The following is a 26,781-nucleotide window of genomic DNA, read 5'->3' as shown; positions in this document are numbered from 1 at the left end:
GCCGTGGCGCGCTTCTTCATCGACCGGCCCATCTTCGCGTGGGTCATCGCGCTGTTCGTCATCGTGATGGGCGGCGTGGCCATCACCCAGCTGCCGGTGGCGCAGTATCCGCCGGTGGCCCCGCCGTCGATCGTGGTGTCCGCCTTCTATCCAGGCGCGTCGGCCAAGACGCTGGAGGAAAGCGTCATCAGCGTCATCGAGCAGGAAATGAACGGCTCGCCGGGCCTCATCTACATGGAGTCGGTGAGCCAGGCCAACGGCGGCGGCCAGATCACCCTGAGCTTCCAGCCGGGCACCAACCCGGACCTCGCGCAGGTGGACGTGCAGAACCGGCTGTCCCGCGCGACTCCGCGCCTGCCTTCGGCCGTGACGCAGCAAGGCGTGCGCGTGGACAAGGCGCGCTCGAACTTCCTGCTGTTCACGATCCTGTCGTCCGACGATCCGGCCTACACCCCGGTGGCGCTGGGCTACTACGCCTCGCGCGCCGTGCTGCCCGAAATCCAGCGGATCCCCGGCGTCGGCCAGGCCCAGCTGTTCGGCACCGAGCAGGCGATGCGCGTGTGGATCGACCCGGCGAAGCTGGTGAGCTTCGGCATCTCGGCGGGCGAAGTGAACGCGGCCATCCGGGCGCAGAACGCGCAGGTGTCCTCCGGCACCATCGGCGACCTGCCCAACATCGGCGGCCAGGGCATCGCCGCGACCGTCGTCGTCAACGGCCAGCTCGCCAGCGTCGAGCAGTTCGGCAACATCGTGCTGCGCGCCAACATCGACGGTTCCACCGTGCGCCTGCGCGACGTCGCGCGGATCGAGCTCGGCGCGCAGAACTATGCGACCTCGGCACGCCTGAACGGCAAGCCGTCCACGGGCATCGGCGTGCAGCTGGCGCCCAGCGGCAACGCGCTGGAGACCGCCGCCGCGATCCGCACCCGGATGGGGGAACTGTCGAAGTTCTTCCCGGCCGGCATGAAGTGGGACATCCCGTACGACAGCTCCCGGTTCGTGAAGATCTCGATCTCGCAGGTGGTCATCACGCTGCTGGAGGCGGTTGCGCTGGTGTTCCTCGTCATGTTCCTGTTCCTGCAGAACTGGCGCTACACCATCATCCCCACGCTGGTGGTGCCGATCGCGCTGCTCGGCACCTTCGGCGCGCTGCTCGCGCTGGGCTTCTCGATCAACGTGCTCACGATGTTCGGCATGGTGCTGGTGATCGGCATCGTCGTCGACGACGCGATCGTGGTGGTGGAGAACGTCGAGCGGATCATGAGTACCGAGGGGCTGCCGCCGCGCGAGGCGACGCGCAAGGCCATGGGCCAGATCCAGGGCGCCATCATCGGCGTCACGGTGGTGCTGATTTCGGTGTTCGTGCCGCTGGCCTTCTTCGCCGGCGCCACCGGGAACATCTACCGCCAGTTTGCCGCGGTCATGGTGGCGTCGATCGGGTTCTCGGCATTCATGGCGCTCTCCCTGACGCCGGCCTTGTGCGCGACCTTGCTCAAGCAGGTCGAAGCCGGCCACCACCACGAGAAGGGCGGTTTCTTCGGCTGGTTCAATCGCGGCTTCGCGAATACCGCCAAGGGCTACGAAAGCGTCGTGGCGCGCATCCTCAAGCGGGCCGCGCGCTACCTGGTCATCTACGCGGCGATCATCGGCGCCGTGGCGTTGATGTATTCGCGCCTGCCGACGTCGTTCCTGCCGGCCGAGGACCAGGGCACGATGCTGGTCAACGTGCAATTGCCGCCGGGCGCGACCCAGCAGCGCACCGGCAAGGTGATGGAACAGGTGGAGGCGTACATGCTCAAGCAGCCGGAAGTGCAGAGCATGGTGAGCGTGCTCGGCTTCAGCTTCTCGGGCCAGGGACAGAACGCGGCGCTGGGCTTCATCACGCTCAAGGACTGGGGGCAGCGCGAAGGCCCCGGCCAGTCGGCGCAGGCGATCGCCGGCCGCGCGTTCGGCGGCCTCGCCGGCATCCGCGACGCCATCATCTTTCCGCTCAGTCCGCCGCCGATCCCGGAGCTGGGCGCCGCTTCCGGCTTCACCTTCCGGCTGCAGGACCGCGGCGGCGCCGGGCACGAGGCGCTGGTGGCCGCGCGCAACCAGCTGCTGGGGCTCGCGGCCCAGAGTCCGCTGCTGACGCAGGTGCGCCCCGACGGCCTCGAGGATGCGCCTCAGCTGCAGATCGACATCGACCGGGACAAGGCCGGCGCCCTGGGCGTGTCCTTCGACGCGATCAACTCGGTGCTGTCGACGGCGCTGGGCTCCAGCTACGTCAACGACTTCCCGAACCGCGGGCGGCTGCAGCGCGTGGTGGTGCAGGCCGATGCGCCGGCGCGCATGCAGCCGGACGACCTGCTGGAGCTCAATGCCGCCAACCAGCAGGGCAGGCTGGTGCCGCTGCGCGCCTTCGCCACCACGCGCTGGGTCACCGGCGCCATGCAGACGATCCGCTACAACGGTTATCCCGCGATGCGCATCTCCGGGGCGCCCGCGCCCGGCCAGAGCACCGGCGCGGCGATGGCGGAGATGGAGCGGCTCGCCGCGCAGCTGCCGCAGGGCTTCGGTTACGAGTGGACCGGCCAGTCGCGCGAGGAAAAGCTGGCCGGCGCGCAGGCCATGATCCTCTATGGCTTCGCGATCCTCGCGGTGTTCCTGTGCCTGGCGGCGCTGTACGAGAGCTGGTCGATCCCGCTGTCGGTCATTCTGGTCGTACCGCTCGGCGTGCTGGGGGTGCTGCTCGCCACCACGTTGCGCGGCTATGCCAACGACGTCTATTTCCAGGTGGGGCTGATCACCATCATCGGCCTCGCGGCCAAGAACGCCATCCTGATCATCGAATTCGCCAAGGACCTGCAGGCGCAGGGCAAGGGCGTCATCGAGGCGGCGCTGGCGGCGGCGCACCTGCGGTTCCGGCCGATCGTCATGACGTCGATGGCGTTCGGCCTGGGCGTGCTGCCGCTGGCGCTGGCGAGCGGCGCCGGCTCGGCGAGCCAGCGAGCGATCGGCACCGGCGTGCTGGGCGGCATGTTGACCGGCACGGCGCTGTCGGTGTTCTTCGTGCCGGTCTTCTTCGTCGTCGTGCGCGGCATCTTCAAGGGCAGCGAACGCCAGAACCGCATGTACCGGCACGAACTCGACGGGCCGGCCCCGGCCGAGGGAGCTCATCGATGAACCGATTCCAACTCGCCGCGGCGGCGCTCGCGATCGGCGCGCTGTCCGGCTGCTCCATGATGCCCACGTACGAGCGCCCGCCCGCGCCGGTGGCCGGCGGCTGGCCGGCGCCGGCGGCGGCCACCGGCACGCCGGCCGCCGACCTGCCGTGGCAGCAGTTCTTCGGCGACGAGCGGCTGAGGCAACTGATTGCCGTCGCGCTGCGCAACAACCGCGACCTGCGCATCGCCGTCCTCAACATCGAGCAGGCGCGGGCCCAGTACGACATCCGTCGTGCCGACCGGCTGCCCACCTTCGGGGCCACCGTGGGTGCCACGCGGACGCCGAGCGGCGAGGACAGCCGGACGACCTACACGGCGGGCCTCGGCCTGAGCAACTGGGAGATCGATTTCTTCGGTCGCGTGGCGAGCCTGAGCGCGGCGGCGCTGGCGCAGTACCTGGCGACCGAAGAAGGCCGCAAGGCGGCGCAGATCAGCCTGGTCGCGAGCGTCGCCAACACCTGGCTCGCGCTGGTCGCCGACGAGGAGCTGCTGGAGCTCACGCGCCGGACGCTCGCGACCCGCGAGGAGTCGCTGCGGCTGGTGCGGCTTCGCTTCGACAACGGCGTGACATCGGAACTGGACGTGCGCCAGGCGCAGTCGCTCACCGAGGCTGCGCGCGTCGCGCTGGCGCAGCTCACGCGCCAGCGCGCGCTGGACCTCGACGCGCTGGCCTTGCTGCTGGGGCAGCCGGTGCCGCCGGAGCTGGTGACCGAGGTCAGCACGGCCGCGCTGCGATTGCCGGACGTGCCGGCCGGCACGCCCTCCGACGTGCTGGTGCGGCGTCCCGACGTGCGGCAGGCCGAGCAGCAGCTGGTGGCGGCCAACGCCAACATCGGCGCCGCGCGGGCGGCGTTCTTCCCGCGCATTTCCCTGACGGCGGGGCTCGGCGCCGCGAGCACGGAGCTGTCCGGCCTGTTCAAGGGCGGCAGCTGGGGTTTCACGGCCGCGCCGCAACTGCTGCAGCCGATCTTCGACGCCGGCCGCAATCGCGCCGGGCTGGATGCGGCGACCGCCGCTCGCGACATCGCCGTCGCGCAATACGAGCGCGCGATCCAGGTCGCGTTCCGGGAGGTGTCGGACGCGCTGGCGGGGCGTGCCACGTTCGGCGAGCAGCTGCGCGCGCAAGGGCAGGTGGCCGAGGCCGAAAGCGTGCGCCATCGCCTGTCCGAGCTGCGCTATCGCAGCGGCGTGGCGAGCTCGCTGGACCTGCTGGACGCCCAGCGCTCGCTGTTCGCCGCGCAGCAGGCGCTGGTCCAGACGCGGCTGCAGCAGCTGCAAAGCCAGGTGCTGTTGTACCGGGCGCTGGGCGGCGGCTGGACCGAGCCGATGTGATTCCACTACATTCGCGCCATGGGCTACCTCCTCGCACTCGACCAGGGCACTTCCAGTTCGCGCAGCATCGTCTTCGACCCGCAAGGGAACGTCGTTGCCCAGGCCCAGCAGGAGCTGCTGCAGATCTATCCGCGCCCCGGCTGGGTGGAGCATGATCCGATGGAGATCTGGCGCGGCCAGCTCGCGACCGCGCGCGAGGCGTTGCAGCGGGCCGGGCTGAAGGCCGGCGACATCGCGGCGCTGGGCATCACCAACCAGCGCGAAACCACGGTGCTGTGGAACCGCCGGACCGGCCTGCCGGTGCACCATGCCATCGTGTGGCAGGACCGCCGCGGCGAGCCCTTGTGCGCGCAACTGCGCGAGCAAGGCCACGCGCCCCTGATCCAGTCCCGGACCGGCCTGGTCATCGACTCGTATTTCTCAGCGACCAAGATCCGCTGGCTGCTGGACCACGTCCCCGGCGCGCGCGAGCAGGCGCAGCGCGGCGAGCTGGCGTTCGGCACCATCGACAGCTGGCTCCTGTGGCAGTTGACCGAGGGCGCGCTGCATGCTACCGACGTCACGAACGCCTCGCGCACCATGCTGTTCGACGTGCACCGCAACGAGTGGGATGCCGACCTGCTGGCGCTGCTGGACATCCCCGCCTCGCTGATGCCCAGGGTCCTGCCGTCCAGCGCCGATTACGGCAAGAGCCGCCCTTCGCTGCTGGGCGCACCGGTGCTGATCGGCGGCGTGGCCGGGGACCAGCAGAGCGCCCTGTTCGGGCAGGCCTGCTTCACGGCCGGGATGGCCAAGAACACCTACGGCACCGGCTGCTTCCTGCTGATGCACACGGGCGACCAGGCCATCGCCAGCCGCAACAACCTGATCACGACGATCGCGTCGCAGGCGCCCGAGGCATCCCGCGGCTCCCTCCCCCGTGCGGGGGAGGGCTGGGGTGGGGGCGGGCACATGGAGCGTGCAACGCTTCCTTCCAATGCGTACGCATTGGAAGGAAGCGTGTTCGTCGGGGGGGCGGTGGTGCAGTGGCTGCGCGACGGCCTGCACGCGATCGAGGCCAGCGGCGAGGTGCAGGCGCTCGCCCAGAGCGTGCCGGACGCCGGCGGGGTGATGATGGTGCCGGCGTTCACCGGGCTGGGCGCGCCGTACTGGAAGCCGGACGCGCGCGGCACGATCACCGGCATCACGCGCGGCACGACGGTGGCGCACATCGCGCGCGCCGCGCTGGAGAGCATCGCCTACCAGAGCGCGGCGCTGCTGCAGGCCATGAGCCGGGATGCGGTCGCCGCGGGCGGCGCGCCGGTCAGCGAATTGCGGGTCGACGGCGGTGCCTGCGTCAACGACCTGCTGATGCAGTTCCAGGCCGACCTGCTGGGCATCCCCGTGGTGCGGCCGGCTTGCGTCGAGACGACGGCCCTGGGCGCCGCCTGGCTCGCGGGCCTCGCGGCCGGCGTGTACCGCGGCACCGATGAACTGGCCGGCCTCTGGCGCGCCGAGCGCCGGTTCCAGCCGACCCTGCCGGCCGAACGCGCCGCCGAGCTGATGGGCCGCTGGGAACGCGCGGTGCGGCAGGCCACCGCCGGCTGAGCGCCTCAGGCGCCGGTGGGCTTGACGCGCGAGCCGAAGATCGCCGTTCCCACCCGCACCATGGTGCTGCCGGCGGCGATGGCCGCCTCGAGGTCGGCGGTCATGCCCATCGACAAGGTGTCGAGCGCGAGGCCCTGGTCGCGCAGTTCGTCGAACAGGGCCCGCGTGCGGCGGTGCACGGCGAACTGCCCTTCGAAGTCGTCGCACGGCTCGGGGATGGTCATGAGGCCGCGCAGCTGGAGGTTCGGCAGCTGGGCGACTTCCCGCGCCAGGGCCGGCACGTCGCGCGGCGCCACGCCCGATTTGGTTGGCCCGCCGTCGATGTTGACCTGGAGGCATACCTGCAGCGCCGGCCTGCCTTCGGGCCGCTGCTCCGACAGGCGTTGCGCCACCTTCAGCCGGTCCACCGTGTGAACCCAGTCGAAGTGGGCGGCGACCAGGCGCGTCTTGTTGCTCTGGACCGGGCCGATGCAATGCCACTCAAGCGGCAGGTCGCCCAGCAAGGCGATCTTCTCCACCGCTTCCTGGATGTAGTTCTCGCCGAACGCTCGTTGCCCGTACGCGTGCGCCTCGCGCACCGCCTCCGGGCCGAAGGTCTTGGACACCGCCAGCAGTTGCACTTCGCCCACGCCGCGGTGTGCAGCAGTGCACGCTGCGGCGATACGCTGGTGGACAAGTTGGAGCTTGGCGGCAATCGTCGTCATAATTCACCGCACCCGGAGCATGCGAGGAACGAGGGACCCGTGGATATTACCCAGCTGCTGGCATTCAGCGTCAAGAACAAGGCGTCCGACCTGCATCTTTCGGCGGGACTGCCGCCGATGATCCGCGTCCACGGCGACGTCCGGCGCATCAACGTCGAGGCCCTGGACCACAAGCAGGTCCACGCGATGGTGTACGACATCATGAACGACACCCAGCGCAAGGCCTACGAGGAGTTCCTCGAAGTCGACTTCTCGTTCGAGATCGACGGCCTGGCGCGCTTCCGCGTCAACGCATTCAACCAGAACCGCGGCGCGGGCGCCGTGTTCCGGACCATTCCGTCGAAGATCCTGACGCTGGAGCAGCTCAACGCGCCGAAGATCTTCGGCGAGCTGGCGCTCAAGCCGCGCGGCATGGTGCTGGTGACCGGCCCGACCGGATCCGGCAAGTCGACGACGCTGGCGGCGATGGTCAACTACCTGAACGAAACCGAGTACGGGCACATCCTCACGGTGGAGGACCCGATCGAGTTCGTGCACGAATCCAAGAAGTGCCTGATCAACCAGCGCGAGGTCGGCAACATGACGCTGTCGTTCGCCGCCGCGCTGAAGTCCGCGCTGCGCGAAGACCCCGACGCGATCCTGGTCGGCGAAATGCGCGACCTCGAAACCATCCGGCTGGCGATGACGGCGGCCGAGACCGGCCACCTGGTGTTCGGCACCTTGCACACGTCCAGCGCGGCGAAGACCGTGGACCGCATCATCGATGTCTTTCCGGCCGAGGAAAAGGAGATGATCCGCGCGATGCTGTCGGAGTCGCTGCAGGCCGTGATCTCGCAGACGCTGTGCAAGACCAAGGACGGCAACGGCCGGGTCGCCGCGCACGAGATCATGATCGGCACTTCGGCCATCCGGAACCTGATCCGCGAGGCGAAGGTGGCGCAGATGTATTCGGCCATCCAGACCGGCAACCAGTTCGGCATGCAGACGCTGGACCAGAACCTGTCGGACCTCGTCAAGCGCAACCTCATCAGCGCCTCCGAGGCGCGCGGCAAGGCCAAGATCCCCGAGAACTTCCCGGGCGCCTGACGCGCCCGCGCCACTTGCGGCACCGACATCCCGAAGGACTTCCATGGAACGCGACCAGGCGACGAAATTCATCAACGACCTGCTCAAGCTGATGGTCAGCCGCAACGGCAGCGACCTGTTCCTCACGGGCGATTTCCCGCCGGCCATCAAGGTCGACGGCAAGATCACCAAGGTGTCGCCGCAGCCGCTTACCGGCGCCCACACGCTGGCGCTGGCGCGATCGATCATGAACGACAAGCAGGCGGCCGAGTTCGAGCGCACCAAGGAGTGCAACTTCGCGATCTCGCCGCCGTCGATCGGGCGCTTCCGGGTCAACGCGTTCGTGCAGCAGGGCAAGGTGGGGATGGTGTTGCGGGTGATTCCGCAGATCCTGCCCACCATCGACAAGCTGGGCGTGCCGCAGGTGCTCAAGGAAGTGACGATGACCAAGCGCGGCCTGTGCATCCTGGTCGGCGCCACCGGCTCGGGCAAGTCGACGACGCTGGCCGCCATGGTCGACTGGCGCAACGAGAATTCCTACGGGCACATCATCACGATCGAGGACCCGGTGGAATTCGTGCACCCGCACAAGAACTGCGTGGTGACGCAGCGCGAGGTGGGGCTGGACACCGACACCTGGGAGGCGGCGCTGAAGAACACGCTGCGGCAGGCGCCCGACGTGATCCTGATGGGCGAGATCCGCGACCGGGAGACGATGGAGCATGCGATCGCCTTCGCCGAGACCGGCCACCTGTGCATGGCGACGCTGCACGCCAACAGCGCCAACCAGGCGCTGGACCGGGTGATCAACTTCTTCCCCGAGGAACGGCGGGCCCAGCTGCTGATGGACCTGTCGCTGAACCTGCGCGCGATGATCTCGCAGCGGCTGGTTCCCAAGCAGGACGGGAAGGGCCGCGCCGCCGCGGTGGAAATCATGCTGAATTCGCCGCTGATCTCCGACCTGATCTTCAAGGGCGAGGTCTCCGAGATCAAGGAGATCATGAAGAAGAGCCGCAACCTGGGCATGCAGACCTTCGACCAGGCGCTGTTCGACCTGTACGAGAACAACGTGATCAGCTTCGAGGACGCGCTGCGCAACGCGGACTCGCTCAACGACCTGCGCCTGCAGATCAAGCTCAACAGCCAGCGCGCCAAGAGCACGGACCTCTCGGCGGGGACGGAGCACCTGTCGATTGTTTAACTTCGAAAACGCCGCGCGTTTTCGAAGTTGTCTGGACGGATGACGAAGGCCGGGGGACCCGGCCTTCGTCATGGTGTGGCCGGCTGCGCGCTGCTCCGCCCGGCCGGTGCCCCTGCGGGGACGCGTGCAGGGGTGACGTCTAGAATCTGCGCTTCGATCACTCGAGGACCAAAGCAATGGGCAGCACCAATCCCAAGACCTACGAATCCACCGCCCCGCGCAAGGTTGCGTTCCTCGGCCTGGGCGTCATGGGCTTTCCCATGGCCGGGCACCTGGCGCTGGCCGGCCATGACGTGACGGTCTACAACCGCAGCGCGGCCAAGGCGCAGGCCTGGACCGGCGAGTTCAAGGGCCGATCGACGTCGACCCCGAAGGCGGCCGCGGAAGGCTGCGACTTCGTCTTCTGTTGCGTTGGCAACGACGACGACCTGCGCTCGGTGGTGCTGGGCCCGGATGGCGCGTTCGCCGGAATGAAGCGCGGCGCGATCCTGGTCGATCACACGACGGCGTCGGCGAACGTCGCCCGCGAACTGTTCGCCGAGGCGCAGCGCCACGGCGTGCAGTTCGTCGATGCGCCCGTGTCAGGCGGCCAGGCGGGCGCGCAGAACGGCATGCTCACCGTGATGTGCGGCGGCGATGCCGCGGCCTTCGAGGCGGCGAAGCCCGTCGCCATGGCGTTCTCGCGCGCCTTCACGCTGCTGGGAGCCGCCGGCTCGGGCCAACTCGCCAAGATGGTGAACCAGATCGCCATCGCGGGCCTGGTGCAAGGCCTGTCGGAGGCCATCGCGTTCGGCCAGAAGGCGGGGCTGGACATGCTGCAGGTGCTGGAAGTGATCGGCAAGGGCGCCGCCCAGAGCTGGCAGATGGACAACCGCGGCAAGACGATGATCGAAGGCAAGTTCGATTACGGCTTCGCGGTGGACTGGATGCGCAAGGACCTCGGCCTGTGCATCGAGGAAGCCAGGCGCAACGGCGCGCGGCTGCCGGTGACGGCGCTGGTGGACCAGTTCTACGCCGACGTGCAGCAGTCCGGCGGCCGGCGGTGGGACACGTCGAGCCTGATCACGCGGTTGAAGTAGGAAACGGCGCCGGACAGCCGGAACCCCAAAAGCGGCTGTTGGGTCTTCAACGGGCAGCGCTCGCCGGCCGCGCCGGAGCCGGCGCCGGCGCCGGCGCCGAGCGGCCAACGGTCGGCGTGATCCGCCGCAGTTCCTCTTCGCTGATGATCTCGAAGATGCGCACCACGCGCTGCACGCCGTTGACGTGGCGGGCGATCTGCGTCGCCCGGTCGGCTTCGCGCTGCGTCACCCGGCCCATCAGGTAGACGGTGCCCCGCTCGGTCACCACCTTGAACGCCGACACCGACAGGCTGCTGTCGTCCACCACCGAGGCCTTGACCTGGCCGGTGATCAGCGTGTCCGACGAGCGCTGCGAGAGGCTCGACGGCGGCATCACCGCCAGTTCGTTGACGGTGCCCTTCACGTTCTCGACCCGGGACACGATCTGCTCGGCCTGCTGCTTCGCCTGTTCGCTCGGCACCTCGCCCGTGAGCAGCACCTGGCGGTTGTAGCTCGTGACGTTGACGTGGGCACGGTCGCCGAACGCGTCGCGCACGCGGCTGGCCGCGCGCAACTCGATGCTCTCGTCCTCGATCTGTGTGCCGGATGTGCGGCGATCGAACGCCATCATCGCGCCGACGGCCGCGCCGCCGATCACCAGCGGCGCACAGGCCGAGAGGGTGGCGCCGAGCGCCGTGGCGGCCGCGAGCGCCAGCGCCGCGCGGGACAGCATGTGGTGTGTCTTCATGTGGGGGGTTCCTGTTCTCCGAGCAACTGGGCGTCGACGCCGTCGCAGATGCAGTGCAGCGCGAGCAGGTGCACTTCCTGGATGCGCGCGGTCCGCTCGTGCGGCACGCACACGTGCACGTCGGTCTCGCGCAGCGCGTTGCCGATCCTGCCGCCGCCGCGCCCGGTGAGCGCCACCACCGTCATCTCGCGCTCGTGCGCGGCCTCGACCGCGGCCAGCACGTTGGCGGAGTTGCCGCTGGTTGACAGCGCCAGCAGCACGTCGCCGGCCTGGCCGAGGGCGCGCACCTGCTTGGCGAACACCCGCTCGAAATCGTAGTCGTTGGCGATCGCCGTGAGGATCGATGTGTCGGTGGTCAGCGCGATCGCGCCGAGCTCCGGGCGCTCGCGCTCGAAGCGGCCGACGAACTCGGCCGCGAAATGCTGCGCGTCGGCGGCCGAGCCGCCGTTGCCGCAGGCGAGCACCTTGCCGCCGCTGGTCACGCAGGCCAGCACGGCCTGGACGGCGGCCGCGAGCGGCTTGCTCAGCGTCTGCGCCGCCTGGTACTTGAGGTCGGCGCTGTCGATGAAGTGCTGCTGGATCCGTTGTTCGAGCATGGCTCGCGATGATACCCGCCGTCCGCGGCGCAGCCCTCGCGGCGGCCGATCAGCCGGCGTCGAACGCGGCCCGCAGCCATTCGATGCGCGCGCCCTCGACGGTGACGACGTCGAAGCGGCAGGGCGGCGGCGCGGCCAGGCGCATCAAGAAGTGGCGCGCCGCGAAGACGATCCGGCGCTGCTTGACCGGCCCCACGCTGGCCGCGGCCCCGCCGAAGCCGCGGCTGGCCCGCTGCCGCACCTCGACGAAGACCACGGTGCCGCCCGGCTCGCGCATGATCAGGTCGATCTCGCCGCCGCCGCGGCCCGGCGTCCGATAATTGCGCGCCAGCAGCTTCAGGCCGCCGTCCAGCAGGTGGGCGAGCGCGCGGTCCTCGGCGGCGCGGCCCGCCTGCCGGGTCGTGGCGGCCGCAGCCGCTGTCTTGCGAGGGAATTCCATTGAGCGCGTCCTTTTCCTTGGCCCTCGACGCAGCGCGGGCCGCCGCCGCCGCCCAGCATTATCCGCAGGGGGCGCTGTACGTCGTCGCGACGCCGATCGGCAACCTGGCCGACATCAGCTTGCGGGCGCTGCACGTGTTGCAGCTGGCGGACGCCATCGCCTGCGAGGACACGCGCCATACCCAGGCCCTGCTGCGCGCCTACGGGATCGACCAGGGCCGCTGGCTGGCCGTGCACCAGCACAACGAGGCGCAAGGCGCCCAAGGGGTGATCGAGCGCCTGCGCGCCGGGGAGCGGGTGGCCTACGCCAGCGACGCCGGCACGCCCGGAGTGAGTGACCCGGGCGCGCGGCTGGTGGGGGCCGTGAGAGACGCCGGCCTGCCGGTGGTCCCGGTCCCCGGCGCCAGCAGCATCACCGCCGCCCTGAGCGTGGCCGGCGTGGTGCAGGAGGGAGGCGCCTTCGTGTTCGCCGGCTTCCTGCCGGCCAAGGCGGGCGAGCGCGACGCCGCGCTGGCGGCGCTGGCCCAGGAAAGCCGGCCCGTGGTGCTCCTGGAAGCGCCGCACCGGATCGAGTCGCTGGCGCGCGGGCTGGCCGTGCTCGGGGCGCGCGCGGTCACGGTGGGACGCGAGCTGACCAAGCAGTTCGAGGAGATCGCGACGGTGGAGTGCGCAGGGCTGGCCGGTTGGCTGGCCGGCAATGCCAAGCGCGTGCATGGCGAGTTCGTGCTGGTGCTGCACGCGGCGCCGCAGGCGCCGGCCGCCGACGAGGGCCTGCGCGTGCTGAAGCTGCTGCTGCAGGAGCTGCCCGTGAAGACCGCCGTGAAGCTGGCGGCCGAGATCAGCGGCGCCGGGCGCAACGATCTCTACCAAGCGGCGTTGTCGCTGAAGTCGGCCGCCACGCCGCCGGCGGCCTGACCGCGGGGGACGTCAGATCGCCAGCGGATCGACGTCGATGGCCCAGCGCAGCAACCCGCGCTCGCGGCTTGCCTGGAGCAGGGGCCGCCACTGGGCCAGGAAACGCTGCAGCGCCGGGCGGGACGCGCCCTCCACCAGCATCTGGGCGCGTTCGACGTTCGCCACGCGCTGCACGCTCATGGGTACGGCCGAATAGAGCGTGACGCCGTGGGCGGCGGCGAGGTCCTGCGCCGCCGCGCTGCCGGCCTGCAGGAACGCCTGCGCCGTTTCCTGGGTGCGCGCTTCGGCGCGCACCAGCGCCTGGAAGCCGAACGGGGGCATGCCGGCCTGCTCGCGTTCCTTGAGCTGCTGCGCGGCGAAGGCCGGATAGTCGTGGCGGCGCAGCGCGGCGAACAGCGGATGGCCCGGATTCCAGGTCTGCACCCACATCTCGCTGGCCGCCGCTTGCGCGGCATCGCGGCCGGCCCGCCCGGCCGCCTGCAGCAGCAGCGCGAACAAGCGCTCCGGCGCGCGGAAGTCACTGGAAAACAGTGCCGAATCGGCCTGCAGCGCCGCCACCAGCGTGATGCGCCTGAAGTCGTGGCCCTTGGTGACCATCTGGGTGCCCACCAGCACGTCGACCGCGCCGGCATGGACCTGCGCGAGCTGCTCCTGAAGGGCGCCCTTGAGCCGGACGCTGTCGGCGTCCATCCGGGCCACGCGCACCGGCTGGCCGTCGGGCCGGACGGCCTCGGCGAGCAATTCCGCCAGGTGTTCCTCCAGCCGCTCCGTGCCGCGGCCTACCGGCGCGATGTCGGCGTTGCCGCAGGCCGGGCAATGCCGCGGCACCCGCTCGGTGAAGCCGCAGTGGTGGCAGCGCAAGGTGCGGTCGATCTTGTGGAAGACGCGAAAAGCGCTGCAATGCGGGCACTCGCTCTTCCAGCCGCAGTCGGTGCAGGACAGCACGGGGGCATAGCCGCGCCGGTTCAGGAAGATCAGCGACTGCTCGCCGCGCGCGGCCCGCTGCCGGATCGCATCGACCAGCGGCGGCGCGAACACGGCGTGCTTCGGCTGCAGGTTCATGTCCACCAGGCGCACGGCCGGCAGCGCGCCGGCGCCGATGCGGCTGGCCATCTCCAGCCGCCGGTAGCGGCCCTGCTCGCTGGCATGCCAGCTCTCGAGCGACGGCGTCGCCGAGCCGAGCAGCACCTTCGCGCCCTCGAGCCGGCCGCGCAAGACGGCGAGGTCGCGAGCCGAATAGCGGGCTCCTTCCTGCTGCTTGTAGCTGGGGTCGTGCTCCTCGTCGACGACGATCAGCTGCAGGCCCGGCATCGACGCGAACACCGCCATCCGCGTGCCGAGCACGATCCGGGCCGCGCCCTGGTGGGCGGCCAGCCAGCTTTTCAGCCGCTGCGGATTGGTGAGGCCGCTGTGCATCGCCACCACCTGCCCCGCGCCGAAGCGCTCGACGAATCGCTCCTGCAACTGCGGCGTGAGGTTGATCTCGGGGACCATGACCAGTGCCTGGGCCTGCGGATCGCGCGCCAGCAGGCCCTGCACGCACTGCAGGTACACCTCGGTCTTGCCGCTGCCGGTGGCGCCGTACAACAGGAAGGTGCCGTCGTTCGCGTCGATCGCCCGCAGCGCTGCCGCCTGCTCGCCGGTGAGCTCGGGCGCCGTGTCAGGCGTCCCGGCGCTGTCGGTCGCGGCGCTTCGCTTCAGGCGGCGCGCCACCTGGGCGGTCGTCAGGTCGCGCAGCTGCGGGGGCAGCGCTGCCAGCGCCACCTCCCCGAGCGAACGCTGGTAATAAGCTGCGCAAAAAGTAACCAGATCCCGCCACTGCCGCGATAGCGGCCCGATACCTTCCAGGGCGCCGGCAACGGGACGCTCGGCGACGCCGGCGTCGGGTGACAGCGCTGCCGCCTCGCCGTCCCAGACGACGCCCAGCACCTCGCGCCGGCCGAGGGGAACGCGCAGCAAGGTCCCGGGGGCAAGTGCCAGCTCACTTCGGTAGCTGAGTGGGCCGGCGACCGAACTGTGCGCTGGGGTGGGGACGACGACGGCAAGGCGGTGCACCATCGAGAAGTGTCAGTTAGCGCTCGAACTTCAGGCTTGATTCAGGAATCGGCCCTAACCCGTTGATTTTTCTCAAAATGCCGGACGCCCCGATTTTCTGTGGATAACTTTGTTGAAAATTTCTGGCGCCTGCCGTAGTCCCGCAGAAAAATCAAGAGCTTAACGTCGCCGGCCGAAAAAACTGCCGTGCTTCAATTCGTGGAAAATCAACGACTTAGCGGCGCTATGGATTTTGGAGCAGGGGCAGGCCTGAAAAAATGTCCGGACCGCGTGTTTTGTGCATAAGTGGGAGTTCGCACAAACAATTTGCCCGAACTCACACTAGGGAAAATACCGATGCGGCGTGGGGTCAATCCCGCCCGCGCAGTTTGGCCGAATGAGCATGGACGGTGTCCACCAGCACCTGCACGTGCTCTGGCGGCGTGTACTGGCTGATGCCATGCCCGAGGTTGAAGATGTGGGTCGGGCCGGTGCCGGCGCCGCCGTGCGGCTGCCCGAAGCTGTCCAGGAGCTTGATCGCTTCCGCCTCGATCCGTGTCGGCGGCGCGAACAGCACATTGGGATCGAGGTTGCCCTGCAGGGCCTTGTGGCCACCGACCAGGGCCCGGGCGCGTCCGAGGTTCACCGTCCAGTCCAGGCCCAGCACTTCGCAATCGAGGCGTCCCATCTCTTCCAGCCAGAGGCCGCCGCCCTTGGTGAAGACGATGCGCGGGACGGTGGCGCCTTCGGCGCTGCGCTTCAGCTGCGCCAGCACGCGCGCGGTGTACGCCAGGCTGAACTCCTGGAACGCGCCGTCGGCCAGCACGCCGCCCCAGCTGTCGAAGACCATCACCGCCTGCGCGCCGGCGTCGATCTGCGCATTCAGGTAGGCCGCGACGGCATCGGCGTTGATCTCCAGGATGCGGTGCATCAGGTCGGGCCGGCTGTACATCATGGTCTTGACCAGCCGGTAGTCGTCCGAGCCGGCGCCTTCGACCATGTAGCACGCCAGCGTCCACGGGCTGCCGGAGAAACCGATCAGCGGCACCCGGCCGGCCAGGGCGCGCCGGATCGACGTGACCGCGTCGAATACGTAGCGCAGCTGCTCCAGGTCGGGCACGCGCAGCGCGCGCACCGCGGACTCGTCGCGTACCGGCGTGGCGAATCGGGGGCCTTCGCCTTGCGCGAACGTGAGGCCCAGGCCCATCGCGTCGGGCACCGTGAGGATGTCGGAAAACAGGATCGCGGCGTCGAGCCGGTAGCGGTCGAGCGGCTGCAGGGTGACTTCCGTCGCATAGTCCGGATTCATCGCCAGCCCCATGAAGCTGCCGGCGCGCGCGCGCGTCTCGCGGTATTCGGGCAGGTAGCGGCCGGCCTGCCGCATCAGCCACACCGGCGTGTGCGGCGTCGCCTGCCGCAGGCACGCCCGCAGGAAGCTGTCGTTGCGAAGCGGCGCGAAGCTCATTGCCCGGCCTCCCGGCGGCTGGTGGCGGCCGCGGGGCCGCCGAGGTGGTGATTGGCAGTCATCCGCTGATTGTCGCAGGCACGGACGGGCCGACCCTATGATCAAACTCAGGCGGGCAGCAGATGGGGGAACGATGGGCGGCAACTTCGAGCGGGCACGGGACTTCTTCATGCGCGGTGTCGCCCACTACGAAGCCGGCGACTTCGCGGCGGCCGAGCGCGAGTTCGCCGCCGCGCTGGCGCTGGTCCCCGGGCGCGCGTCGGCGCTGACCAACCTCGGCGCCGTGCGGCTGAAGCTGGGACGCCCCGCCGAGGCGGCGGCGCTGCTGGAGGAGGCACTGGCGCAGGAGCCAGGCAATGCCGAGGCGCTGCGGCAGCGTGCCGCGGCACTGGCCGAACTGGGGCAACTCGAGGCGGCGCTGGCCAGCATCGACGCCGCACTGCAGGCGCAGCCGGCCAGCGGGCCGGCCTGGACCTTGCGCGGCAGCCTGCTGCGCTCGCTCGGACGGGTGGCCGAGGCCGCGGCGGCGTACCGGGCCGCTGCTGCGAACGGCGACGACAGCGCGCTGAATCGCTATTTCCTGGCCTCGCTGGGTGAGGGTGCGACACCCGCCAACGCGCCGCGCGAGTACGTCGAGGCCCTGTTCGACGGGTACTCGCAGGACTTCGATGCCCACTTGGTGCAGGTGCTGCACTACCGCGCCCCCGAACGGCTGGTGCAGGGGCTGCGCGGCGCTCGCGCCGCCGCCGCACTCGACCTCGGTTGCGGCACGGGCCTGTGCGGCCCGCTGCTGCGGCCGCTCGCGGAGCGGCTCGACGGCGTCGACCTGTCCGCCCGGATGGTCGAGCGCGCCCGGGCCGGCGGCGCCTACGACGACGTCGTGCAAGCCGACATCGCCGACTACCTGCGGACCACGCAGCGCCGCTACGACCTGGTGGTGGCCGCCGACGTGTTCATCTACGTCGGTGCGCTGGAACAGGTCTTCCAAGGCGCGGCGCGCGTGATCCCGCCGGGCGGCCGCTTCTGCTTCTCGGTGGAGCTTGCCGGGGCCGGACAGGAGCTCGTCCTGCAGCCCAGCCTGCGCTATGCGCACTCCGCCGGTTACATCCACAAGCTGGCGAAGCAATCCGGTTTCGAAATCTCCGCCACAAGCGAAGCTCCCATCCGCGAGGATCAGGGTTTACCCATTCCGGGGCTGTTTGCCTGGCTGGCGCGGCAGTAGCCGCTCCGCATGCGCCGCCGCCTCATCGCCGGCGGCGCCGGCGTGGACGCCGGGCGCCGGCCGCCGCGCGCCAGCGCAGCCGCGACGAGAACAAAAGGAGTGTTGTTTGGATTTCGCCTATCCCCGTCCCCAGCTTCAACGCAGCCAATGGACCAGCCTCAACGGCCCCTGGCGCTTTCGCTTCGACGACGAATGCGCCTTCACCATTCCCGCGGAGATCGACGGCTGGCCGATGCAGATCACCGTGCCGTACCCCCCGGAGTCCAGGGCCAGCGGCATCGCCGACCGCGGCTTCCACAAGGCCTGCTGGTACCAGCGCGAGTTCGACCTCGAGCCCGGCAGTGACCGGGTGATCCTGCGTTTCGGCGCCGTCGACTACGCGGCCCGGGTCTGGGTCAACGGCCGGCTGGTCGTGACGCACGAGGGCGGCCACACGCCGTTCTGGGCCGACATCACGCATGTGCTGGACGCGTCCGGCCGGCAGACGGTGACGGTGCGGGTCGAGGACGATCCGCACGACCTGACCAAGCCGCGCGGCAAGCAGGACTGGCAGCTCGAGCCGCACTCGATCTGGTATCCGCGCACCACCGGGATCTGGCAGACCGTCTGGCTCGAGCGCGTGCCGCGCACCTACGTCGAGAAGATCCGCTGGACGCCCGAAGTCGAAGGCTATGCGATCAAGATCGAGGCGCGGGTCGGCGGCGACGCCGCGGACGACCTGGCGATCGAGGTCGAGCTGCGCCATGGCGAGCGGCTGCTGGCCCGCGACCGCTACCAGGTGCTCGAGCGCGAGGTCGACCGCGAGATCGTCCTGTCCGATCCCGGCATCGACGACTTCCGCAACGAGCTCCTGTGGAGTCCGGAGCGGCCGACCTTGCTCGATGCAAGACTGCGGCTTTACCGCGGGAACCAGCTGCTGGACGAGTTCTCTTCGTACACGGCGCTGCGCTCGGTGCACATCCTGCGCGACCGCTTCATGCTCAACGGCCGCCCCTACACGTTGCGCATGGTGCTCGACCAGGGATACTGGCCCGATACGCTGCTGGCGGCTCCCGGCGACGCGGCCTTGCGCCGCGACGTCGAACTGGCCAAGGCCATGGGATTCAACGGGGTGCGCAAGCACCAGAAGATCGAGGACCCGCGCTACCTCTACTGGGCCGATCGGCTGGGGCTGCTGGTCTGGGAGGAAATGCCGTCGGCGTATCGCTTCACGCGCACCGCCATCAAGCGCACCGTGCGCGAATGGACCGAGGCGATCGACCGCGACTACAGCCACCCCTGCGTGATCGTGTGGGTGCCGTTCAACGAGTCGTGGGGCGTGCCGGAGCTGACGGCGGTGCGCGTGCAGCGGCACGCGGTGGAAGCGCTGTACCACCTGACCAAGACGCTCGACGCGACCCGGCCGGTGATCGGCAACGACGGCTGGGAATCGAGCGCGACCGACATCATCGGGATCCACGACTACGACATCAATACCGAGCACATCCGCCAGCGCTACGGGGCCGAGATCGCGCCGGAGCAGCTGTTCGACCGGCGCCGGCCGGGCGGCCGCATCCTGACGCTGGACGGCTATCCGCACCGGGGACAGCCGATCATGCTGACCGAGTTCGGCGGCATTGCGTTCGAGAAGGAGCCGGATCCGGACGTCAAGCGGATCTGGGGCTACACGGTGGCCCGCAGCGAGGAGGAGTTCGACCGCCTGTACAGCCAGCTGCTCGAGACCGTGATCCACACGGCCTTGTTCAGCGGGTTCTGCTACACGCAGTTCGCCGACACGTTCCAGGAGGCCAACGGGCTGCTCACCGCCGACCGCAAGCCGAAGATTCCGCTGGAGCGCATCGCCGAGGTGACGAAGGTCTCGCGCACGTACATCCCCGGGGGCGTCTGATGTATCGGCTGGAGCTCACGAAGCCGGACGGCCGCCAGCTGGCGCTGTACGGGCGCCAGCCGATCGATCCGCACCTGCAGGCGCCCAGCCCCTTCGCCGAACCGCTCAACGCCAGCGCCCACCTGCGCTGGCATCCCCTGCGCGGCGAATGGGTGACGTATGCGGCGTATCGCCAGGGCCGCACTTTCCTGCCGCCGCCCGAATACAACCCGCTGGCGGTGACGCGCGATCCGGCCAATCCGACCGAGCTGCCGGCCGGTGGCTGGGACGTCGCGGTGTTCGACAACCGCTTTCCGTCGCTGGGACAGGCGCCCGGCGCGCCCGCGCCGCCCGAGCTGATCGTGCCGACCGCGCCGGCCGCCGGCAAGTGCGAGGTGGTGGTGTTCACGCAGGACCCGGGAGCGTCGCTGGGGGCACTGCCGCTGGACCACATCGAACTGCTGCTGCAGGTGTGGGGCGAGCGCACGCAGCGGCTCGGCGAGCGCGAGGACATCAAGTACGTGCTGCCGTTCGAGAACCGCGGCGCCGAGGTCGGCGTGACCTTGCACCACCCGCACGGCCAGATCTATGCCTACCCGGTCGTGCCGCCGGTGCCGGCGCGGATGCAGCAGGTCGCGCAGGAGCAGTACGCCGCCAAGGGCCGCGGCCCGCTGGACCTGCTGATCGAGGCCGAGCGCGCCAGCGGCGAACGGGTGATCTACGAGGGCCCGCATGCCATCGCATTCGTGCCGGTCTGCGCGCGCTATCCCTACGAGGTGTGGCTGGCGACCATCGAGCCGGTGCCGGGCTTCGCCGGGCTCACGCCGGCGCAACGGGCCGACCTGGCGCGCGCGCTCAAGACCGTGCTGCTGAAGTACGACGGGCTCTGGCAGCGGCCGCTGCCCTACCTGATGGCCTGGTACCAGGCTGCCACCGACGGCCTGGAGCACCCGGAAGCCCACCTGCACGCGCAGCTCTATCCGCCGTACCGCACGCGCGACCGGCTGAAGTATCTGGCCGGCACCGAGCTGGCGGCCGGCTTCTTCGCAATGGACGCGCTGCCGGAAGAGAAGGCGCGCGAGCTGCAGCAGGTCGAGGTGCGGCTGTGAAGGGCGATCCGCTGACGAGCGGCTTCGAGCAGGTGTTCGGCGGCGCGCCGGACGCCGTCGCCGACGCCCCGGGCCGCGTCAACCTGCTGGGCGAACACACGGACTACAACGACGGCTTCGTGCTGCCCATCGCGATTTCCCAGCGCACGCGGGTGGCGATGCGGCGGCGGTCCGCGCCCGGCTTCGCCTTGCACGCGCAAGGGCAGGGCGACACCGTGCACTTCGCGTTCGACGCGCCGCCCGGGCAACACTTTGCCAGCTACGTCTACGGCTGCCTGGTGCTGGCGCGCAGCCGCGGCGCCGACATTCCCGGGCTCCAGATCCACGTCGACTCCGACGTCCCGATGGGGGTGGGACTGTCGTCGAGCGCCGCGCTGGAGGTCGCCACGCTGCGCTGCCTGCGGCAGTTGCTGGGCCTGAGCTTCGACGACGTCGCGGTCGCGCAGCTGGCCCAGCGCGCCGAGATCGAGCATGCCGGGGTCAACTGCGGAATCATGGACCAGATGGCGTCCAGCCTCGCCGACACCAGCCGCGCGCTGCTGCTGGACACGCGCAGCCTCGAGCGCCGCATGGTGGACCTGCCGCGCGGCACGGCCGTGCTGGTGATCGATTCCGGCGTCGCCCGCACGCTGGCCGGCAGCGGCTACAACGAGCGCCGCGCGCAGTGCGAGGAAGCGGCACGGCTCCTGGGCGTGGCCTCGCTGCGTGAGGTGGACGACGTGCAACGGCTGGCTTCGCTGCCGCCGCTGCTGCAGCGGCGGGCGCGGCACGTGGTCACGGAGAACGCGCGCGTGCTGCAGGCCGTGGCGTGCAGCACGGGGCGGGCGTTCGGCGAGCTGATGAACGCCTCGCACGCCAGCCTGCGCGACGACTACGAAGTGTCGACGCCGGAGCTGGACCTGCTGGTGTCGCTGTTGCAGCAGCAGCCCGCGGTGCATGGGGCGCGGCTGACCGGCGCCGGTTTCGGCGGCGCGTGCGTGGCGTTGTGCGAGGCAGGCGGACTGCAGCAGGCGGCGGCGAACGTCGTGGCGCAGTACAACGCCGCCGGCCATCGTGGCCAGGTTCTGGTGCCGCCGGTGGCGCCTTGATAAACATCCGACCGCAGAAGCCGCAAAGGAAGCGCAAAAGCCGCAGAAGAAGACACAGGAACAAGAAAAATTACTTGTCTTCTTTTTGCGGCTTCTGCGAAATCTCTGCGGCTTCCGCGTTCGGCTGTTGGTCTTGAGCTTTCAGGCAGCAGCCCGCAGCGGCCAGTCGCCGGCGAAGCGTTGGCAGTCGCCGAAGTACCGGTCCAGCGCGTGCTCCAGCGGCGGCATGAGCAGCGCGCGCTCGCTCGCCAATACCGAATACGCCGGCCGCCTGGCCACCAGGCTCAGCGCCGACGTCGGCAAGCCCTGGACCAGCGCCGGGTCCAGCCCGGCCGCTTCCGCGACCATCTCCGCGAACCGCTGCCAGCTCACCTGTCCCTGGTTGCTCAGGTGCCACAGGCCGCGCTCCCCGTCGACCAGCAGGTCCAGCGAGGCCTGCGCCAGGTCGGGCACGTAGGTCGGGGAAACGACCTGGTCCTGCGCCGCGTGCCAGCGGTCGCCGCGGCGCAGGTGCTCCAGCGCCTGCGCGACGAAGTTGTGCGGATCCCATGGCCCGAAGAATGCGGCGGTGCGCACCACGAGCGAATCGGGCGCGTGGTCCAGGACCAAGCGCTCGGCTTCCAGCTTCGCCCGTCCGTAGGCGTTCAGCGGCGCCGGCGCATCGCTCTCCACATAAGGAGCACTCTTGCCGCCGTCGAACACGAGGTCGCTGGAGAAGGTCACCAGGCGGATGCCGCGCTGCCCGCATTCCTGGGCCAGGATGGCCGGGCCGATCAGGTTGTCGCGCCACTGGCGCGGATCGCGCTCGGCATCGTCGACGCGCACGAAGCCTGCCGTGTTGACGACCGCCCAGGGCTGCCAGCGGTCGAGCGCGGCCGACACCGAGGCGGCGTCCGCGATGTCCATGTCGGCGCGCGACAGCAGGCGATACGGCAGGCCGCGCAGGTCACAGAAGCGGGCGAAGGCCCGGCCCAGCGTGCCGGAGGCGCCCGTGATCAGGAGCGGGCGGCCCTGCACCGGGAGCGACTCCAGGTCGCCGTGCGGCGGGTACGCCAGGCGCAGTTCGCGCTGCCACCAGCCGGGGCCGTCGAGCACGGGGTTGTCGGGCGTCTCGCCCTGCGCCAGTTGCCGCGCCAGCGCGGCCAGCGCCGTGGGCCGCGGCTCGCCGCTGCTGACGTCCCACAGTCCCGGCTCGTAATGGCCTTGCCGTCTCGTCACCAGGCTGTCCCAGTCGTAAGTACCGAATGCGGCCCAGACGGTGACGGCGCGCACGTCGTGCCCGGCGTCGCGCAGCTCCTGTGCCGCGCTCCACGCCTGGTGCAGCCAGCGCAACTGCTCGTCACGGCTGCAACCGAGGTGGACCTCGGTGATCGCCACGGGCAGCCGGTAGCGCTCGCTGGCCTCGCGCAGCCGGGCGCGAAAGCCGCCGATCGACCGGCCATGAACCCGCGCCAGTTCGAGGTCGACATAGGCGTCGCGTCCGTTGCCGCCATGCAGGTGCGGCGGGTACAGGGCGACGCGCTCGTCGAGAAAGCGCTCGCTGGTGACGTAGCTGTTGATGCCCACGATGTCGGGAGGGCAGGGCGCATCGACGAATTCCTGAAGCTCCTGCTCGCTCGCGCCGTGGTTGCGCAGGTAGCCGCGCAGCGGATGCTGGGCATCGACGCGGCCTGCCAGCAGGTCGAAGCTGAGCCATCGGCGCAGGTTCTCGAACTCGGCCTGGTAGCGCAGGCCCGGCGTCGAGTCGGTGCAGCCCAGGTCCTCGGTCTGCACCAGCATCGCCCGCGGATTGATCTCGCGCACGGCCCGCATGGCCAGCACCGTGGCGCGCACCTGGTTCAGCAGCGCTCGCACGAAGCTCTTGTCGTCGCGGCCGTGCGGATACCACAGGCCGTAGAGGCCGCTGAAGCGCGCGGTCGTCAGCGGCTCGTTCACCGGCGTGTAGGCATCGATGTCCGGGTAACGCGCCGCGAGGGCGCGTGCGTATTCGGCCAGCAGTCCGGGGAACGCGGGATCCAGCAGGTTGGTGTGGCGCGGTCCGCTGCCGTGGTGCACCAGGCCGGCGATCGGCTGCACCCCGAGCTCGCGCAGCCGGGCGATCCGCTCGTCGCTCCAGCGCCAGTCGACGGTGCCGCGCTGCGGGGCGAGGCGCTCCCACAGCAGCGGAAACCGCAACCGCCTCGCCCCGATGCCGGCCAGGCGGTCGAGATCCTCGATCCGGCGGTCGAAGCCGCTGGCGGCGAGCTGGTCGAAGTACTCTTCGCCGACCCGGTTGACGGTGCATTCCGGGCCGGCCCACAGTTCCAGCCGACTCAGCGGGAAACCTCCGCCCTGCCGGGCTGCGGGGCCATGGGCGTGCGGAGCGGCCGGGCGGCTCATGCGCCGGCCTGCGCCAGGGCCTCCACCGCGAGCGTGCTGGCGGTCACTGCCTGGTGGCGCTGTTCCAGGCGCTTGAACGCGGCGAGCGCCTGGCCCACCACCTGGTCCATGTTGTAGTACTTGTAGGTCGCCAGGCGCCCCACGAACGTGACGTTCGCGGTGGCCTCGGCCTCCGCCTCGTACTTGCGATAGAGCTCGGCGTTCTCGGCGCGCGGCACCGGGTAGTACGGATCGCCTTCGGCGCACGGATATTCGTAGACCACCGACGTCTTCCCCGGCAGCGTCTGCCCGGTGATGTGCTTGAACTCGCTGATCCTGGTGTAGCCGTAGTCGTTGGGATAGTTCACCGTCCCCACCGGCTGGAACTGCTCCTGCGGCACCGTCACGTGCTGGAACCGCAGGCTGCGGTACGGCAGCTTGCCGTACCTGTAGTTGAAGAACGCGTCGACCGGTCCGGTGTAGACCATGTGCCGCCAGGGCACGATGTCGGCGACCTCGCGGTAGTCCGTGCTGAGCATCACCTTGATGTTGGGATGGTCCAGCATCTTCTCGAACATGCGGGTGTAGCCGTGCAGCGGCATCGCCTGGAAGGTGTCGGTGAAATAGCGGTCGTCGCGGTTGGTGCGGGTCGGCACCCGGGCCGTGACGCTGGCGTCGAGCTCGGACGGATCGAGGCCCCACTGCTTGCGGGTGTAGCCGCGGAAGAACTTGTTGTACAGCTCGCGCCCGACCTTGCTGACGACGACGTCCTCGGACGTCCTGACGCTGTCCTTCTTCTCCGCCACCGACTCGAAGAACTTCTCGACCTCGAAGGAGGTGAGGTTCAGCCCGTACAACTTGTTGATCGTGTCGAGGTTGATCGGCATCGGCACCATCTGCCCGTCGACGCTCGCGAGGACCCGGTGCTGGTAAGGGCGCCACTGCGTGAAGCGCGACAGGTACTCGAAGATGTCGGCCGAGTTGGTGTGGAAGATGTGCGGCCCGTACGGGTGGACGAGGATGCCGTCGTCGTTGTAGCGGTCGTACGCGTTGCCGCCGATGTGCGGCCGTTTTTCGACCACCAGCACGCGCTGGCCCAGCCCGCGCGCCAGCCGCTCGGCCAGCACGCTGCCGGCGAAGCCGGCGCCGACGACCAGGTAGTCGAAGCCGCGCCGGCCGGGCACCGCCGCCGACACCGCGCCTTGAAAACTCTCACTGCCTTTGTCCATGAAGACTCCCTTGTTGCGGTAGCACGCTGGAAAACCGCGGCTGTACCGTTGGGCTCGAAGCGGCAAGCGGTTCGCCCGCAGTGAGGGGCGCTCCTGCCGTGGCGCCGGTCGAGCCGCACCTTTGTACCGGGCGCCGGCCTACGCGCGGGTCAGCAAAAGCCGCGTCTTCTTGAGGGAGGGGGAAAGGGCCGAGCCGCAGGCTCAGCGGGTGGCGGCGCGCAGTGCCTGGTCGATGTCCCAGACGATGTCGGCCGCGTCCTCGATGCCGACCGACAGCCGGATCATGTCGGGCCGCACGCCGGCGCGCGCCAGCTCCGCGGCATCGAGCTGGCGGTGCGTGGTCGACGCCGGGTGGATCACCAGCGTCTTCGCGTCGCCGATGTTGGCCAGGTGGCTGAGGAACTGGCAGGCGTCGATGAAACGCTCGCCGGCTCGCGCCGGGTCATCGGCCTTGATGCCGAAGGTGAGGACGCCCGACGCGCCGGGCAGTCCGTCTACGGGGCGGAACTGCTTCGTGGCCAGCGCGTGGTGGCGCGAGCTTTCCAGCCCCGGGTAATTCACCCAACTCACCAGCGGATGGTCGCCCAGGAAGCGGGCCACGTGCAGGGCGTTGCGGCAATGCGCCTGCATGCGCAAGTGCAGCGTCTCTATGCCTTGCAGGATCAGCCAGGCGTTGAGCGGCGAGAGCGCGCCGCCGAAGGTGCGATTGACCTCCATGCGGGCCTTCATCGTGTAGCCGAAGTCGCCGAAGGTCTCGTAGAACTTGACGCCGTGGTAGGCGCGGCTGGGCTCCAGCATCTCGGGGAACTTGTCGCGCGCGAGCGGCGAGCCCCAGTCGAACTTGCCCGATTCCACCACCACGCCGGCCATGGTGGTGCCGTGGCCGCCGAGATACTTGGTCGCGCTGTGCACCACGATATCGGCGCCGAACGCGAACGGATTGCACAAATACGGGCTCGCGACCGTGTTGTCGATGACCAGCGGCACGCCGTGCTGGTGGGCGATGGCCGCCACCGCTTCGATGTCCAGCACGTTGACCAGCGGATTGCCCAGCGTCTCCCCGTACACCGCGCGGGTGTTCGGGCGGATCGCGCGGCGGAAGTTGTCCGGGTCTTCCGGATCGACGAACGTCGTTTCGATGCCGAGCCGGCCGAAGCCGATCCCCAGCTGGCCCACGGTACCGCCGTACAAGGTGGAAGCGGCGACGATGTGGTCGCCGGCCTTGACGATCGCGAGCAGCGCCGTCATCTGCGCCGCCATCCCGGTGGCGCAGGCGAGTGCCGCGCGGCCGCCCTCCAGCGAGGCAACGCGCTCTTCGAGCACGGCCACGGTGGGGTTGCTGATCCGGCTGTAGACGTTGCCGAAGGTCTGCAGGTTGAACAGGCTGGCGGCGTGCTCCGCGGAATCGAACACGAAACTCGTGGTCTGGTGGATGGGCGTCGCCCGCGCGCCGGTCGCCGGGTCCGGCACCGCGCCCGCGTGGATGGCGCGGGTGCCGAAGCCGTAGTCGTGGTCGGCACCGGGCCGGCTGTCCTTCTCGCTGCTCATGTGCAAACCCC

The 26,781-nt window shown here is 69.8% G+C and carries 20 protein-coding genes; 11 read left to right on the top strand and 9 right to left on the bottom strand.

Annotated elements, in window-relative coordinates:
* Window positions 1–3 precede the first annotated feature (3 nt).
* The 3 genes from RAMLITH_RS20600 to glpK are packed head-to-tail and all read left to right on the top strand — an operon-like array spanning window position 4 to window position 6,125.
* Window positions 4–3,165, top strand: a complete 3,162-nt coding sequence (locus tag RAMLITH_RS20600) for an efflux RND transporter permease subunit (RefSeq protein ID WP_168109321.1) — start codon at window positions 4–6, stop codon at window positions 3,163–3,165.
* The gene (locus RAMLITH_RS20595; RefSeq protein ID WP_168109320.1) at window positions 3,162–4,538 is read left to right on the top strand and encodes an efflux transporter outer membrane subunit; all 1,377 of its coding nucleotides are present in this window, start codon (window positions 3,162–3,164) and stop codon (window positions 4,536–4,538) included. Before RAMLITH_RS20600 ends, RAMLITH_RS20595 begins: the two co-directional genes overlap by 4 nt.
* Window positions 4,539–4,556: 18 nt before the next feature.
* Window positions 4,557–6,125: a glycerol kinase GlpK gene (gene glpK / locus RAMLITH_RS20590; protein ID WP_168109319.1), complete on the top strand. Its 1,569-nt coding sequence runs from the start codon at window positions 4,557–4,559 to the stop codon at window positions 6,123–6,125.
* Between the two features lie 5 nt (window positions 6,126–6,130).
* Here the strand turns inward: glpK and RAMLITH_RS20585 are convergent, their stop codons facing one another.
* On the bottom strand, window positions 6,131–6,829 hold the full coding sequence (locus RAMLITH_RS20585) for a YggS family pyridoxal phosphate-dependent enzyme (protein ID WP_168109318.1): 699 nt from the start codon (window positions 6,827–6,829) through the stop codon (window positions 6,131–6,133).
* 39 nt (window positions 6,830–6,868) lie between these two features.
* Between RAMLITH_RS20585 and RAMLITH_RS20580 the strand changes: the two genes are divergently transcribed.
* The 3 genes from RAMLITH_RS20580 to RAMLITH_RS20570 all read left to right on the top strand — a co-directional run bounded on the left by RAMLITH_RS20580 (window position 6,869) and on the right by RAMLITH_RS20570 (window position 10,174).
* Window positions 6,869–7,915, top strand: coding sequence for a PilT/PilU family type 4a pilus ATPase (locus RAMLITH_RS20580; RefSeq protein ID WP_168109317.1), 1,047 nt, complete (start codon window positions 6,869–6,871; stop codon window positions 7,913–7,915).
* 43 nt (window positions 7,916–7,958) lie between these two features.
* On the top strand, window positions 7,959–9,095 hold the full coding sequence (locus RAMLITH_RS20575) for a PilT/PilU family type 4a pilus ATPase (protein WP_168109316.1): 1,137 nt from the start codon (window positions 7,959–7,961) through the stop codon (window positions 9,093–9,095).
* A gap of 176 nt (window positions 9,096–9,271) precedes the next feature.
* Window positions 9,272–10,174: an NAD(P)-dependent oxidoreductase gene (locus RAMLITH_RS20570; protein WP_168109315.1), complete on the top strand. Its 903-nt coding sequence runs from the start codon at window positions 9,272–9,274 to the stop codon at window positions 10,172–10,174.
* A gap of 46 nt (window positions 10,175–10,220) precedes the next feature.
* Here the strand turns inward: RAMLITH_RS20570 and RAMLITH_RS20565 are convergent, their stop codons facing one another.
* The 3 genes from RAMLITH_RS20565 to RAMLITH_RS20555 are packed head-to-tail and all read right to left on the bottom strand — an operon-like array spanning window position 10,221 to window position 11,936.
* A complete protein-coding gene (locus RAMLITH_RS20565) occupies window positions 10,221–10,901 on the bottom strand; it encodes a BON domain-containing protein (protein WP_238344300.1) in 681 nt (226 codons plus the stop codon).
* Window positions 10,898–11,497, bottom strand: a complete 600-nt coding sequence (locus RAMLITH_RS20560) for a phosphoheptose isomerase (protein ID WP_168109314.1) — start codon at window positions 11,495–11,497, stop codon at window positions 10,898–10,900. The genes RAMLITH_RS20565 and RAMLITH_RS20560 overlap by 4 nt, the downstream gene beginning before the upstream one ends.
* 49 nt (window positions 11,498–11,546) lie before the next feature.
* On the bottom strand, window positions 11,547–11,936 hold the full coding sequence (locus RAMLITH_RS20555; RefSeq protein ID WP_168109313.1) for a YraN family protein: 390 nt from the start codon (window positions 11,934–11,936) through the stop codon (window positions 11,547–11,549).
* On the opposite strand from RAMLITH_RS20555, the gene rsmI reads away from it, so the two are divergent.
* The gene (gene rsmI, locus RAMLITH_RS20550) at window positions 11,936–12,850 is read left to right on the top strand and encodes a 16S rRNA (cytidine(1402)-2'-O)-methyltransferase (protein ID WP_168109312.1); all 915 of its coding nucleotides are present in this window, start codon (window positions 11,936–11,938) and stop codon (window positions 12,848–12,850) included. The genes RAMLITH_RS20555 and rsmI overlap by 1 nt on opposite strands.
* Before the next feature lie 12 nt (window positions 12,851–12,862).
* Here rsmI and priA read toward each other — a convergent pair whose 3' ends face one another.
* Window positions 12,863–14,908: a replication restart helicase PriA gene (gene priA / locus RAMLITH_RS20545; RefSeq protein ID WP_168109311.1), complete on the bottom strand. Its 2,046-nt coding sequence runs from the start codon at window positions 14,906–14,908 to the stop codon at window positions 12,863–12,865.
* 346 nt (window positions 14,909–15,254) lie between these two features.
* Entirely contained in the window at window positions 15,255–16,349 is a 1,095-nt protein-coding gene (gene hemE, locus RAMLITH_RS20540) for a uroporphyrinogen decarboxylase (RefSeq protein WP_168109310.1), read from the bottom strand.
* Window positions 16,350–16,482: 133 nt separating this feature from the next.
* Between hemE and RAMLITH_RS20535 the strand changes: the two genes are divergently transcribed.
* The 4 genes from RAMLITH_RS20535 to galK all read left to right on the top strand — a co-directional run bounded on the left by RAMLITH_RS20535 (window position 16,483) and on the right by galK (window position 21,635).
* Window positions 16,483–17,571, top strand: coding sequence for a class I SAM-dependent DNA methyltransferase (locus RAMLITH_RS20535; protein WP_168109309.1), 1,089 nt, complete (start codon window positions 16,483–16,485; stop codon window positions 17,569–17,571).
* Window positions 17,572–17,677: 106 nt separating this feature from the next.
* Window positions 17,678–19,459, top strand: a complete 1,782-nt coding sequence (locus RAMLITH_RS20530) for a glycoside hydrolase family 2 protein (protein ID WP_168109308.1) — start codon at window positions 17,678–17,680, stop codon at window positions 19,457–19,459.
* Window positions 19,459–20,547 carry a galactose-1-phosphate uridylyltransferase gene (gene galT / locus RAMLITH_RS20525; protein WP_168109307.1) on the top strand — a complete coding sequence of 363 codons (1,089 nt, stop codon included), beginning with the start codon at window positions 19,459–19,461 and terminating at the stop codon, window positions 20,545–20,547. The genes RAMLITH_RS20530 and galT overlap by 1 nt, the downstream gene beginning before the upstream one ends.
* The gene (galK, locus tag RAMLITH_RS20520; protein ID WP_337786185.1) at window positions 20,544–21,635 is read left to right on the top strand and encodes a galactokinase; all 1,092 of its coding nucleotides are present in this window, start codon (window positions 20,544–20,546) and stop codon (window positions 21,633–21,635) included. The genes galT and galK overlap by 4 nt, the downstream gene beginning before the upstream one ends.
* 141 nt (window positions 21,636–21,776) lie before the next feature.
* Here the strand turns inward: galK and RAMLITH_RS20515 are convergent, their stop codons facing one another.
* The 3 genes from RAMLITH_RS20515 to RAMLITH_RS20505 all read right to left on the bottom strand — a co-directional run bounded on the left by RAMLITH_RS20515 (window position 21,777) and on the right by RAMLITH_RS20505 (window position 26,770).
* Window positions 21,777–24,014, bottom strand: coding sequence for a family 1 glycosylhydrolase (locus RAMLITH_RS20515; protein WP_168109306.1), 2,238 nt, complete (start codon window positions 24,012–24,014; stop codon window positions 21,777–21,779).
* Window positions 24,011–25,222, bottom strand: a complete 1,212-nt coding sequence (gene glf, locus RAMLITH_RS20510) for a UDP-galactopyranose mutase (protein WP_168109305.1) — start codon at window positions 25,220–25,222, stop codon at window positions 24,011–24,013. The genes RAMLITH_RS20515 and glf overlap by 4 nt, the downstream gene beginning before the upstream one ends.
* A 201-nt stretch (window positions 25,223–25,423) precedes the next feature.
* On the bottom strand, window positions 25,424–26,770 hold the full coding sequence (locus RAMLITH_RS20505; protein ID WP_168109304.1) for an O-acetylhomoserine aminocarboxypropyltransferase/cysteine synthase family protein: 1,347 nt from the start codon (window positions 26,768–26,770) through the stop codon (window positions 25,424–25,426).
* Window positions 26,771–26,781 lie beyond the last annotated feature (11 nt).

Source organism: Ramlibacter lithotrophicus, from assembly GCF_012184415.1.
Taxonomy (GTDB): Bacteria; Pseudomonadota; Gammaproteobacteria; order Burkholderiales; family Burkholderiaceae_C; genus Ramlibacter; species Ramlibacter lithotrophicus.
Note: the sequence above shows the minus strand (reverse complement) of the source record. Positions and strands in the feature narration are given on the sequence as shown.

Bases quoted from the DNA above. Each gene is read 5' to 3' on its own strand.
- RAMLITH_RS20595 (WP_168109320.1), top strand. From the start codon at position 3,162: ATGAACCGATTCCAACTCGCCGCGGCGGCGCTCGCGATCGGCGCGCTG.
- glpK (WP_168109319.1), top strand. From the start codon at position 4,557: ATGGGCTACCTCCTCGCACTCGACCAGGGCACTTCCAGTTCGCGCAGC.
- RAMLITH_RS20585 (WP_168109318.1), bottom strand. From the start codon at position 6,829: ATGACGACGATTGCCGCCAAGCTCCAACTTGTCCACCAGCGTATCGCC.
- RAMLITH_RS20575 (WP_168109316.1), top strand. From the start codon at position 7,959: ATGGAACGCGACCAGGCGACGAAATTCATCAACGACCTGCTCAAGCTG.
- RAMLITH_RS20570 (WP_168109315.1), top strand. From the start codon at position 9,272: ATGGGCAGCACCAATCCCAAGACCTACGAATCCACCGCCCCGCGCAAG.
- RAMLITH_RS20565 (WP_238344300.1), bottom strand. From the start codon at position 10,901: ATGAAGACACACCACATGCTGTCCCGCGCGGCGCTGGCGCTCGCGGCC.
- RAMLITH_RS20560 (WP_168109314.1), bottom strand. From the start codon at position 11,497: ATGCTCGAACAACGGATCCAGCAGCACTTCATCGACAGCGCCGACCTC.
- RAMLITH_RS20555 (WP_168109313.1), bottom strand. From the start codon at position 11,936: ATGGAATTCCCTCGCAAGACAGCGGCTGCGGCCGCCACGACCCGGCAG.
- priA (WP_168109311.1), bottom strand. From the start codon at position 14,908: ATGGTGCACCGCCTTGCCGTCGTCGTCCCCACCCCAGCGCACAGTTCG.
- hemE (WP_168109310.1), bottom strand. From the start codon at position 16,349: ATGAGCTTCGCGCCGCTTCGCAACGACAGCTTCCTGCGGGCGTGCCTG.
- RAMLITH_RS20535 (WP_168109309.1), top strand. From the start codon at position 16,483: ATGGGCGGCAACTTCGAGCGGGCACGGGACTTCTTCATGCGCGGTGTC.
- galT (WP_168109307.1), top strand. From the start codon at position 19,459: ATGTATCGGCTGGAGCTCACGAAGCCGGACGGCCGCCAGCTGGCGCTG.
- RAMLITH_RS20515 (WP_168109306.1), bottom strand. From the start codon at position 24,014: ATGAGCCGCCCGGCCGCTCCGCACGCCCATGGCCCCGCAGCCCGGCAG.
- glf (WP_168109305.1), bottom strand. From the start codon at position 25,222: ATGGACAAAGGCAGTGAGAGTTTTCAAGGCGCGGTGTCGGCGGCGGTG.
- RAMLITH_RS20505 (WP_168109304.1), bottom strand. From the start codon at position 26,770: ATGAGCAGCGAGAAGGACAGCCGGCCCGGTGCCGACCACGACTACGGC.